Origin of the sequence: Salmonella sp. 741265055_HSA (assembly GCF_046569525.1) — a bacterium.
GTDB lineage: Bacteria > Pseudomonadota > Gammaproteobacteria > Enterobacterales > Enterobacteriaceae > Salmonella > Salmonella enterica.
On sequence record NZ_JBKFSQ010000021.1, the window covers coordinates 45,348 to 56,892 of the forward strand.

An 11,545-nucleotide genomic window follows, 5' to 3' on the forward strand; every position below is an offset into this window, starting at 1 on the left:
ATGCGCCGTGTCTGCGGCATAGATTTACAATGCCATTGATTGAATTAATATGCAATAAAAATGATTAAATATTTTGAAATGGATAAAAAAAGACGGACAAGTTAACCACTTGTCCGTCGGATTTATTCAATATTATGCATCGTAGGCTTGATAAGCGCAGCGCCATCAGACCATTGTCGAACGGCGGCGAGAATGCCTTATCCTGCCTGGTTAATTGCGCCGCTCAAACGCCAGGGCTTTACGCTCAATCAAACGCATCATCAGCGTCAATAGACCGTTGACGACCAGGTAAATTACCCCTGCCGCGCCAAATACCACCACATCGTAGGTACGACCATAGAGCAACTGACTGTACCCCATGACTTCCATCAAGGTGATGGTATAAGCCAGTGAGGTACTTTTGAAGACCAGTACCACCTCATTAGAATAGGAGGAGAGGGCGCGTTTAAACGCATAGGGCAACAAAATCGCCAGCGTATCTTTCTTACTCATCCCCAGCGCGCCGCAGGACTGCCACTGACCTTCCGGAATCGCGCGAATCGCGCCATAAAATAGCTGCGTCGTGTAAGCGGCGCTGTTTAGCGACAACGCGATCAGTGCGCACAGCCACGGTTCAGACAGTAGGTGCCAGAGTAGTGGATACTCTTGTAGGGTCGGGAATTGACCGGGTCCGTAGTAGATCAGGAAAATTTGCACCAACAACGGCGTACCGGTAAACAACGTGATATAGCCGCGCACCAGCCACACCACGAACGGCGTTTTTAGTGTCAGGATAATGGTAAAAACTAACGCCAGCACCAAAGCGACGGCAATAGAAGCCACGGTCAGCGTCAGGCTGGTGTGTAGCCCTTTTAGCAGTTCAGGTAAGTACTCAAGCATTAGTCCGGCCTCCGCTCAAAACGTGTCGCGCGCAGGTCTATGCGTTTGAGAATGTACTGACTGATCAACGTAATGACCAGGTAAATAGCCGCCGCAATAATGTACCAGTTAAACGGTTCCTGGGTGCGTGTGGCAATGCTTTTGGTCTGCAACATCAGATCGTTAACGCTGATAAGGCTGACCAGAGCCGTATCTTTTAGCAACACCAGCCACTGATTACCCAGCCCTGGCAGGGCGTGACGCCACATCTGCGGCATCACCAGACGGAAAAAAATCGCCGTCTTTGATAATCCCAGTGCCTGACCCGACTCCCACTGACCAGACGGAACGGCTTTCAGCGCGCCGCGTAGCGTCTGCGACGCATAGGCCGCATACAGCAGGGACAACGCAATCACGCCGCACAGGAACGGGCTGACGTCAAAGTTCTCAATCTCCATTTGCACCGGGATCTGCGCAAAGCCGAGATGGAGGGTAAACCCGTCAGACAGCGTAAGCAGGAGTTGCGAGGAGCCGAAATAGATAAACAGCACCACCAGAATTTCCGGCAGGCCGCGCAAAATAGTGACCAGCGCGGAGCCTATCCAGGCAATCGGGCGCCATTTTACGGACTCCCAGACGGCAAAGAACATGGCTAACGCGAGGCCAATGATCAGCGCGCAGACGGCAAGGCCGACGGTCATCCCGGCGGCGCTTGCTAAAGGAAAAAATTCGTTCATCAAAGATTACTTCTGGAACCATTTGTTATAGATGGTCTCGTAAGTCCCATCTTTCTTCACTTTTTCCAGCGCAGTATTGAATTTCTGCTGCAGCTCGGTGTTGCCCTGACGTACCGCGATACCCAGGCCGGTGCCGAAATAATCTTTATCGGTGACTTTATCGCCGACCGGCGTCAGCTTAGGATTGGCTTTCAGCCATTCGGTCACGACCGCCGTGTCGCCGAAAACAGCGTCGATACGGCCATTTTGTAGATCCAGCTTCGCGTTCTGATAGCTGTCATACGGTACGGTGGTGATTTCCGGATGCTTATCCATGATGAATTTCTGGTGCGTCGTACCGTTCTGTACGCCGACTTTCTTGCCTTTCAGTTGATCGACGCTGGTGTATTTGCCCTGCTGACCCACGAACAGCGCAGAGTTGTCGTAATATGGCGTGGTAAACAGCACCTGCTTTTCACGTTCCGGCGTGATATCCATTCCTGCCATTACAGCGTCGAAGCGGCGGAATTTCAGGCTGGGGATCAGGCTGTCGAACGCCTGATTGGTAAAGGTACAGGAGGCGTCGATCTCTTTACATAGCGCGTTGGCCAGGTCGACGTCAAAGCCGACAATCTTGTTATTAGCATCCATCGATTCGAACGGCGGATAGGACGCTTCGGTCGCAAAACGAATGGTCTGGGCTGCTGTAGCGGAAAGGCTAAAGCCTGCAATTAGCGCGGCAATCAGAACTTTTTTCATTGTCATTGTCCCGAATCTTAGTGAGAGAGATAGTTTTTGAACGCTTCGGTCTGAGGGTGGGCAAAGCAACCCGCATCACCGTGCTCGACGATGTGACCATTTTCCATATAAATCACACGACTGGCGGTCTTACGCGCCACTTCGACTTCATGCGTAACGATCACCTGAGTAATGTTCGTTTCCGCCAGCTCATGAATAATGCTGACGATTTGAGCGGTAATTTCCGGGTCCAGCGCGGCGGTCGGTTCATCAAACAGCAGTACCTGCGGCTCCATCATCAGCGCGCGGGCAATCGCGACGCGCTGCTGCTGACCGCCGGAAAGGTGCAACGGATAACGATCGCTATATGGCTTCAGACGTAAACGCTCCAGCAGCTTTTCTGCGCGCGCCAGCGCCTGATCTTTTGTCAGACCCAGTACGCGGCAGGGCGCTTCAATCAGATTCTGCACAACGGTGAGATGCGGCCAAAGATTATATTGCTGAAAGACCATTCCGACATTTTGACGTAGCTCACGAATCGCCTTATCGGACGGCGTTTTCGTAAAGTCAAAATGGTTCCCGGCGATAGTCAAAGTGCCGGAGCGCGGCATCTCAAGCAGATTGAGTACACGCAGCAGCGAACTTTTACCCGCCCCGCTTGGGCCAAGCAACACCAGCGTTTCGCCTTCGGGGCAATCCAGCGTGATATCGAACAGCGCCTGATGCGCGCCGTAAAAGCAATTAATGCCGTTTAATTGAATACTCATTGACACTCGTATACTGGCAGTCTGATAGCTATTGAAGCCGCAGATAGTACCTTTCGCAGAATAGTTATGCAATATTTATGCGTTAAAAGTTAAATATATCCCACATTCTTCCCTAAACATAGCACAAAATAGCAGGAGGAATAGTAGGTAAGAAGAATTGTCGGCATCCCGTGCAGAATGCCAGACAATTTACGGGGTTATGAGTGCAAAAGCGGGGAATACTGTCTGTTAACGGTTTTCTATCGACTGGCGCAGCGTACCGGCAGGGGCATGGACATCTCCGCCCAGATAGCGAACGTCGTCAATCACCCAGCATGAGCCTTCGTGAATCATAAGCACTTCATCCTGCCAGCTTTGATCGCCCTGTTTTAACGCCACCCGCAGAGGAATGTTGCGCGCATCTCGGTTCGGAATGGTTGATGCGCTGGCGACGTTGGCGCTATCCGGCAGCGTAGCGCGGCTGGAGAACAGATCGCCGCTCATCAACTGGCGGTGTTCCGTATCGCGGCTGGCGTCGGTCAACAATTTCGCCAGGTTATCACTCAAGTAGGGGCGAAGCGCGGCGATATCATTGCTGTGGTGTTGAATACGGTAGTCGTAAAATTGTTGAGCCACGCTGTCCGGGCCGCCTTCCACACACGCGCCGATACGCGGGCCATTATCTTTGTAGGCGGGAGTGACGGTCGTACAGGCGCTAAGCAGAAGCGCGCACGGGATGAGCAAAGAGAGTTTAGAATAGCGCATGATGATTTCCTTATAGGCGATCGAGCAAAAACCGATCTACGATAATCAATTATATCCTTTCAATGATAGCGTATCAGCTTGATAATGCGTTTGAGATCGTGTGCTTAGCTAACCCGGGAGATTCACTATGCAGTTTTCAACAACCCCAACGCTGGAAGGACAAAGCATCGTGGAGTATTGCGGTGTGGTGACGGGCGAAGCCATTTTAGGCGCTAATATCTTCCGCGATTTTTTCGCCGGCATTCGGGATATCGTCGGCGGACGTTCCGGCGCATATGAGAAAGAGCTGCGTAAAGCGCGTGAAATTGCTTTTCAGGAACTTGGCGAGCAGGCTAAAGCGTTGGGCGCCGATGCGGTGGTAGGCATCGATATTGATTACGAAACTGTCGGCAAGGATGGCAGTATGCTGATGGTCAGCGTCAGCGGAACGGCGGTGAAAACGCGCCGATGAGAGCGCTACTGTGGCTGGTTGGTCTCGCGTTGCTGTTAACTGGCTGCGCGAGCGAAAAAGGCATTATCGACAAAGAGGGATATCAGCTTGATACCCGACATCGGGCGCAGGCGGCCTATCCGCGCATTAAAGTCCTGGTGATTCACTATACGGCGGAAAACTTTGACGTTTCGCTGGTGACGTTAACGGGCCGCAACGTCAGTTCGCATTACCTGATTCCCGCAACCCCGCCATTATATGGCGGTAAACCGCGCATCTGGCAACTGGTGCCGGAACAGGATCAGGCCTGGCATGCGGGCGTCAGTTTCTGGCGAGGTGCCACGCGTCTCAATGATACGTCTATTGGCATTGAGCTGGAAAATCGCGGCTGGCGAATGTCCGGCGGGGTGAAATCTTTCGCGCCGTTTGAATCCGCGCAAATTCAGGCATTGATTCCGTTAGCGAAGGACATTATCGCGCGCTATGACATCAAACCGCAGAATGTGGTGGCCCATGCGGATATCGCGCCGCAGCGTAAAGACGATCCCGGTCCGCGCTTCCCGTGGCGCGAGCTGGCGGCGCAGGGGATTGGCGCCTGGCCTGACGTCCAGCGTGTGGCGTTTTATCTGGCTGGACGCGCGCCGTATACGCCAGTCGATACCGCAACGGTGCTTGCGTTACTCTCGCGCTATGGCTATGAAGTCAAAGCCGATATGACGGCGCGCGAGCAGCAGCGGGTGATTATGGCGTTCCAGATGCACTTCCGTCCGGCGCAATGGAGCGGCATCGCAGATGCCGAAACGCAGGCGATCGCCGAAGCATTACTGGAGAAGTACGGCCAGGATTAACGCGGTAAATTTCCGTGATCGCGCAGCCAGGCGGCGGTGCGCTCAATGCCTTCGTCCAGCGTGACGATGGGCTGGTAGCCCAGCTCGTCCTGCGCGCGAGTCGTATCGAGCGTAAAATCAAAATTCAGTTTTGACACGCCGTAATGCGTTAGCGGGGGCTCTTTGGCGGATTTTTTGCCGAAGCGCTCCATACTGCGGGCGATCATATCCAGCATCGGGTAAGGCACAGAGCGAATGCGGCAGTCGATAGTCAGTTCATCAATTAACTTTTGTACGATGCTGCGTAAGGTGCGGTTTTCGCCGTTAGTGATGTTATAAGCGCGGCCAGAAGGCAGATGATCGCAGCCCGGCTGGCTGGCCAGCCACATGGCGTGGATCGCATTTTCATAGTAGGTCATATCGACCAGCGCGCTGCCCCCGTGCGGTAATAAGACGCTACCGTAATGGTGCATCATATGCGCCAGACGTGGGATAAATACTTTATCGTGCGGGCCAAACAGGCTTTGCGGACGCAACACCGTAAAACGTGTTTGCGGATTAGCCTGCGCCAGCAGATTAATCACCTCTTCACCGGCGGCTTTACTGCGGGCGAACTCATTGGCAAACCGATGCGGACGGAAATCCTCTTTGATATCACGGTGATGGTGGTAATCAAAATAGAGCGAGGGAGAGGAGATATGAATAAAATTGCGCACGCCCCAAGCGACCGCCCATTCTCCCAGACGGCGGGTGGCGCGAACATTCGCCAGATCGAAAGCTTGTTGGGTTCCCCAGGGCGAGGTAAAGCTGGAGCAGTGCCACAACGTGTCGATCCCGGCGAGCATCACTTTAGCCTGCGAGGAGACCAGTTCGGTTAAATCCGCATGGACGAATTCCGCGCCCATTTTTTCAAGCAGCTTGCCCATCGCTTCATTGCGACCCGTCGCTCTGACGCTGATGCCTTTATTGCGCAAAAATTCAACCGCGTTTCGACCTAAGCCGCTGGTGGCGCCGGTAACCAGTACCTTCATATCAATCCACTGTGTTTAATAAACCGTCGTGCGCATTCTTCCGTGAATTACGTCGGTATGCAATGGGAAACACGAAAGAATACAGCAACTTTTTCTCATTTTTCTGTGATTTGTTCTGCAAGTCGGGCAATACGCCTTGCCATTCCCCGGAAAATAAACAGGTGCGCCGGGATCATCAGTAGCCAGTAAATCAGGCCCGGCATTCCGTGTGGATGCCACCAGGCGCGCACGTCAATTTCGCGGTAGCGGCCTTTATCATGCAGCGTGAAACTAAGCCGCCCCAGACCCGGCGCTTTCATGCCAAACAAGAGCGTGAGCTGTTTTTCTGGCTCGACAATGATCACTTTCCAGCTATCTACCGTATCGCCAGGCTTAAGCAAAGTATGCGACGGGCGGCCTTTCGCCAGTTTATGCCCCACCAGACGGTCCATCGCGGCGCGCGTCTGCCACAAAATATTGCCGAAAAAATAGCCCTCTTTGCCACCCAGCCGATTTACGACCTGCCAGAGCGCCGATAGGCTGGCCGGGGTCTGCGCGGTAAAGCCCGCCTGCTTTGGAAAATAGCCGTATTCGGGACGCCAGCGGGCGAAGGCCAGCGCGTCGTAGCCCCAGTCGCTGGAGTTCACCAGTTTTTCTTCTTCTTTCAGCGTGCGGCGAACGGCGTCGTCAAAGGTGATAAGCGTTTGGGGGATCAACTTTTTTAACGCGGCGTCATCGGCCAGCAAATCGTGCCTTAACCCCTGGATTAAGGCTTTTGCGGTAGTCGGCGGCACGGAGGTAATGACGTTTAAAAACCAGACCGAAATCCAGCGGGTCGGAAAAGGCACCGGGATCAGCGGACGCCGTTTACCGCTGACGGCCATAAAACGTTCAAACTGCTGCTGATAGCTTAATACCTGCGGCCCGGCGGCTTCCAGAATACGATGCTCGTGCGCAGGGTGGTCCAGCAAGCCGACCAGGTAGTAGAGTAAATTTTCCAGAGCGATGGGCGTGGTGCGCGAACGCACCCAGCGCGGCGGCGTGAGTATTGGCAGGTTGTAAACCATGTCACGCATGACTTCGAAGGCGGCGGAGCCTGCGCCGACGATGATCCCGGCGCGTAATTCCGTCACCGGTACGCCTGCGTCGCGCAGCGTGTCAGCCGTAAGCTGGCGGGCGCGCAGGTGATCGGATTGCTCATGCGTCGGCGCCTGCAATGAACTGAGGAAAATAAGTTGCTTAACCGGCGTCTGGCGCAGCGCGTCGCGCACGTTGAGCGCCGCCTGACGCTCATGGGCGATAAAATCGCCGCCTTCGCCCATACCGTGTACCAGATAGTAAACGGTATCAATGTCGCGAAGCAGCGCGGGTAAATTTTCCGGCCAGTGCAGATCGACCTTATGACAACTGACGTTGGCGAGGCGCTGTTTTTCCAGACGTTCCACGCGCCGCGCCGCCGCCCGCACCTGATGCCCTTGCTGACTTAGCGCACAGACCAGGTGCTGGCCGATATAGCCGCTGGCGCCGAGAACCAGAATGCGTTGCGCCACGTTGCTCTCCTTAGCGGGCTAAAAAGGCGCGCCAGTGGGCGACGACGTCGGCAAGCTGTTCGCGAGAAACATCCAGATGCGTCACCAGACGCACAATCGGCGCGGCGTTAATCAGGATATTCCGTTCCCGCAAATAGTCGCCAAGCGCGGCGGCCTGTGCTTCGCCAACGCGAACAAACAGCATATTCGTTTCGTGGCGCATGACCTCCGCGCCCGCTTCCCGAAGCTGCTGCGCCAGCCAGGCGGCGTTATCATGGTCCTCTTGCAGACGCGCCACGTTATGCTTCAGCGCATACAGTCCGGCCGCTGCCAGAATCCCGGCCTGACGCATTCCGCCGCCGACCATTTTACGCCAGCGCGTCGCGCGTTTAATGTAATCGCGGTTGCCGACCAGCAGCGAACCGACCGGCGTTCCGAGACCTTTTGACAGGCAGATGGTAAAAGAGTCGCAATACTGCGTAATCTCTTTTAACTCACAGCCGTAGGCAACCACCGCGTTAAAAATTCGGGCGCCGTCAACGTGCAGCGCCAGTCCACGTTCGCGGGTAAATGTCCAGGCGTCTTTCAGATACGCGCGCGGCAGCACTTTCCCGTTATGCGTATTTTCCAGACTGAGCAAGCGCGTGCGCGCGAAGTGGATGTCATCCGCTTTAATCTTCGCCGCCACGTTCTCCAGCGGCAGCGTACCGTCCGCGGCGGCGTCGATGGGCTGCGGCTGAATGCTGCCGAGCACCGCAGCGCCGCCAGCTTCATAGAGATAATTATGCGCGCCCTGACCAACGATATACTCTTCGCCGCGTTCACAATGGCTAAGCAGCGCGACCAGATTGGCCTGGGTGCCGGTGGGTAAAAAAAGCGCCGCTTCTTTATCGGAAAGGTCGGCGGCGTAGCGCTGAAGGGCATTAACGGTAGGGTCATCGCCGTATACGTCGTCCCCGACCGGGGCGGTCATCATCGCCTCGAGCATGGCGCGGCCCGGTCGGGTAACGGTATCACTGCGTAAATCAATCATGGCACATCCCTGGATTTTAAAAGGTGATGTGCATTGTTTTACCTTAGCCAGTTCGTTTTCGCCAGTTCGATCACTTCATCGCCGCGGCCGCTAATAATGGCGCGCAGCATGTACAGGCTAAATCCTTTCGCTTGTTCCAGTTTGATCTGCGGCGGGATCGCCAGCTCTTCTTTTGCCACGACCACGTCAACCAGTACCGGGCCGTCAATGGAAAACGCGCGCTGTAGCGCTCCGTCCACGTCTGCGGCTTTTTCCACGCGAATACCGGTAATGCCGCAGGCTTCGGCGATACGCGCGAAATTGGTGTCGTGCAGTTCGGTACCGTCGGTAAGGTAGCCGCCGGCTTTCATTTCCATCGCCACAAAGCCCAGCACGCTGTTATTAAAGACGACGATTTTTACCGGCAGATTCATCTGTACCACCGAGAGAAAATCGCCCATCAGCATACTGAAGCCGCCATCACCGCACATCGCGATAACCTGACGACCCGGCGCGGTGGCCTGAGCGCCGAGCGCCTGCGGCATGGCGTTGGCCATTGACCCGTGGTTAAACGAGCCCAGCAGGCGGCGCTTGCCGTTCATTTTTAGATAGCGGGCCGCCCAGACGGTCGGCGTGCCGACATCGCAGGTAAAAATAGCGTCGTCAGCGGCGAAATGACTAATTTGTTGCGCCAGATATTGCGGATGGATGGCTTTGTCGCTGAGTTTGGCTAAGTCATCAAGTCCCTTACGGGCGTCCCGATAGTGCTCCAGAGCTTTATCGAGGAATTTACGATTGCTTTTTTCTTCCACCAGCGGCAGCAGGGCGCGAAGCGTGGCTTTAATATCGCCCACCAGCGCCATGTCGACTTTGCTGTGCGCACCAATACTGCCCGGGTTGATGTCAATCTGAATGATTTTGGCATCGCTCGGATAAAAGGCGCGGTAGGGGAACTGGGTGCCGAGCAGGATCAGCGTATCGGCGTTCATCATGGTGTGGAAGCCAGAAGAGAAGCCAATCAGGCCGGTCATTCCCACATCATAAGGGTTATCGTACTCAACGTGCTCTTTGCCGCGCAGGGCATGAACGATTGGCGCTTTTAGTTTTGCCGCCAACGCGACCAACTCCTCATGCGCGCCCGCGCAGCCGCTACCGCACATCAATGCGATATTGCTGGAGTAGCGCAGCAGTTGCGCCAGTTTTTTCAGCTCTTCCTCCGCCGGCGTGACGACGGGGAGCGGGGCATGGTACCAATGGGTGACGGCGTTTTCAGGCGCGGGTTTCAGTGCCACGTCACCCGGAAGTACGACCACGGAGACGCCGCGGTTTAGCACCGCTTTGCGCATGGCGATGGCGAGTACCTGCGGGATCTGCTCCGGGCTGGAAACCAACTCGCAATAGTGGCTGCATTCACGGAACAACTCCTGCGGGTGGGTCTCCTGGAAATAACCGCTGCCGATTTCACTGGATGGAATATGGGCGGCGATCGCCAGAACAGGGACGTGGTTACGGTGGCAATCAAACAGGCCATTGATCAGGTGCAGGTTGCCCGGTCCGCATGAACCGGCGCACACTGCCAGCTCGCCGGTAAGCTGCGCTTGTGCGCCGGCAGCGAAAGCAGCGACCTCTTCGTGGCGGGTTGGCATCCATTCAATGGTTCCCATACGATTAAGACTATCGCTCAGGCCGTTCAGGGAGTCGCCAGTGACGCCCCAGATTCGTTTTACGCCAGCCTGTTCCAGCGTTTTGGCGATAAAAGCGGCAACGGTTTGTTTCATGGTTCTCCATCTCCTTCAATGTGATAACGGTTACAAGTTTAGTTGAAGATGACGATGACGTTTTTCTTTGGCGGAGAGAGGGGCGAAAGGATGAAGCGAGTGGTAAATCGCCCGGTGGCGCTAACGCTTACCGGGCCTACGATGGAACGTTTACCGATTATGCGAGAACAAGATCGCCCTGTGGATGGCAGGAGCAGGCCAGTACGTAACCTTCGGCAATCTCCGCCTCGCTCAGCGTCATGGTGCTGCTCACCGTATAGTCGCCGGAAACGACTTTGGTTTTACAGCAGCCGCAAACACCTGCCCGACAGGCAGCGGCAACCGGTACTTTATTACTCTCCAGCGCCTCCAGCAGCGTCGTACCGATCGGGGCATAAAATTCCTGCGCTGGCTGTAGCTTGGTGAATTTCAGGCCGCTGGTTGCCGTTTCCGCCACCGGCGTGAAGAACTTCTCTTTAAAGAAGCGCGTTACGCCAAGCGCTTTCACTCCCTGTTCGACGAAATCCATATAGGGCGCCGGGCCGCAGGTCATGATGGTGCGCGATGCCAAATCCGGTACGCGCTGTAATAATTCCGTGGTCAGACGGCCCGCGACAAAACCTTCCGTGGCATGATTTTCCGCCACTAGCGTGACCGGATACTGTCGCCACTCGTCGGCAAAAATCACATCATCCGGCGAACGGACGTTAAAGATGACCTGCACATCGGCCTGCGGGCGGTATTTTGCCAGCCAGCGACGCATCGACATGATTGGCGTTACGCCACAACCGGCGGCGAGCAGCAGAAACTTATCTTCTGTTTTATCGTCACAGGTAAAATCGCCCATTGCATCAGACAGCCAGATGTAATCGCCGCGCTTGATGTCATGGGTCAACCACTGTGAACCCGTACCATCTTCAATCCGACGAACGGTCAGCGTGATATATTCACTGACGCCCGGCGTAGACGAAAGGGTGTAGGCGCGCAGCGTTTCCGCTGAGTTACGCACGCTCACCAGCGCATACTGCCCGGCGCGGTAAGGGTAGTAGTCATGGCATAATAGCGCAATTGTCCATACATCCGGCGTCTCCTGACGGATGTGATGCACCTGCATTCGCCAGGGACATTGTGAGGTTGGCATCGTCATTATTGACCTC

At 55.2% G+C, this 11,545-nt stretch carries 12 protein-coding genes; 2 read left to right on the plus strand and 10 right to left on the minus strand.

The annotated features are described in order from the left end of the window. Positions 1-210: 210 nt before the first annotated feature. The 5 genes from artM to ACLD4K_RS13280 all read right to left on the minus strand — a co-directional run bounded on the left by artM (position 211) and on the right by ACLD4K_RS13280 (position 3,823). On the minus strand, positions 211-879 hold the full coding sequence (gene artM, locus ACLD4K_RS13260; RefSeq protein ID WP_000895396.1) for an arginine ABC transporter permease ArtM: 669 nt from the start codon (positions 877-879) through the stop codon (positions 211-213). Then, positions 879-1,595: an arginine ABC transporter permease ArtQ gene (gene artQ / locus ACLD4K_RS13265; RefSeq protein ID WP_001001675.1), complete on the minus strand. Its 717-nt coding sequence runs from the start codon at positions 1,593-1,595 to the stop codon at positions 879-881. Before artQ ends, artM begins: the two co-directional genes overlap by 1 nt. A 6-nt stretch (positions 1,596-1,601) precedes the next feature. Further along, positions 1,602-2,333, minus strand: a complete 732-nt coding sequence (gene artI, locus ACLD4K_RS13270; RefSeq protein ID WP_411010898.1) for an arginine ABC transporter substrate-binding protein ArtI — start codon at positions 2,331-2,333, stop codon at positions 1,602-1,604. A 17-nt stretch (positions 2,334-2,350) separates the two neighbouring features. After that, positions 2,351-3,079, minus strand: a complete 729-nt coding sequence (artP, locus tag ACLD4K_RS13275; RefSeq protein WP_000027186.1) for an arginine ABC transporter ATP-binding protein ArtP — start codon at positions 3,077-3,079, stop codon at positions 2,351-2,353. A gap of 228 nt (positions 3,080-3,307) precedes the next feature. Further along, entirely contained in the window at positions 3,308-3,823 is a 516-nt protein-coding gene (locus ACLD4K_RS13280; protein WP_001270724.1) for a lipoprotein, read from the minus strand. A 127-nt stretch (positions 3,824-3,950) separates the two neighbouring features. On the opposite strand from ACLD4K_RS13280, the gene ACLD4K_RS13285 reads away from it, so the two are divergent. Then, a complete protein-coding gene (locus ACLD4K_RS13285) occupies positions 3,951-4,274 on the plus strand; it encodes a heavy metal-binding domain-containing protein (protein ID WP_001160725.1) in 324 nt (107 codons plus the stop codon). Continuing rightward, positions 4,271-5,101, plus strand: a complete 831-nt coding sequence (locus ACLD4K_RS13290; RefSeq protein ID WP_411011990.1) for an N-acetylmuramoyl-L-alanine amidase — start codon at positions 4,271-4,273, stop codon at positions 5,099-5,101. The genes ACLD4K_RS13285 and ACLD4K_RS13290 overlap by 4 nt, the downstream gene beginning before the upstream one ends. On the opposite strand, the gene ACLD4K_RS13295 is transcribed toward ACLD4K_RS13290, so the two are convergent. The 5 genes from ACLD4K_RS13295 to hcr form a co-directional block, all read right to left on the minus strand. Then, positions 5,098-6,111 (minus strand): NAD-dependent epimerase/dehydratase family protein, encoded by a 1,014-nt coding sequence (locus ACLD4K_RS13295; protein ID WP_000866904.1) that lies wholly within the window; start codon positions 6,109-6,111, stop codon positions 5,098-5,100. The two genes, ACLD4K_RS13290 and ACLD4K_RS13295, sit on opposite strands and share 4 nt — an antisense overlap. A gap of 95 nt (positions 6,112-6,206) precedes the next feature. Further along, on the minus strand, positions 6,207-7,640 hold the full coding sequence (locus ACLD4K_RS13300) for an SDR family oxidoreductase (protein WP_021294545.1): 1,434 nt from the start codon (positions 7,638-7,640) through the stop codon (positions 6,207-6,209). 10 nt (positions 7,641-7,650) lie between these two features. Further along, positions 7,651-8,652 carry a low-specificity L-threonine aldolase gene (gene ltaE / locus ACLD4K_RS13305; RefSeq protein ID WP_411010900.1) on the minus strand — a complete coding sequence of 334 codons (1,002 nt, stop codon included), beginning with the start codon at positions 8,650-8,652 and terminating at the stop codon, positions 7,651-7,653. Between the two features lie 38 nt (positions 8,653-8,690). Beyond that, entirely contained in the window at positions 8,691-10,409 is a 1,719-nt protein-coding gene (gene poxB, locus ACLD4K_RS13310; protein WP_411011991.1) for a ubiquinone-dependent pyruvate dehydrogenase, read from the minus strand. Positions 10,410-10,566: 157 nt separating this feature from the next. Beyond that, positions 10,567-11,535 carry an NADH oxidoreductase gene (gene hcr, locus ACLD4K_RS13315; protein WP_000178698.1) on the minus strand — a complete coding sequence of 323 codons (969 nt, stop codon included), beginning with the start codon at positions 11,533-11,535 and terminating at the stop codon, positions 10,567-10,569. Between the last annotated feature and the right edge of the window lie 10 nt (positions 11,536-11,545).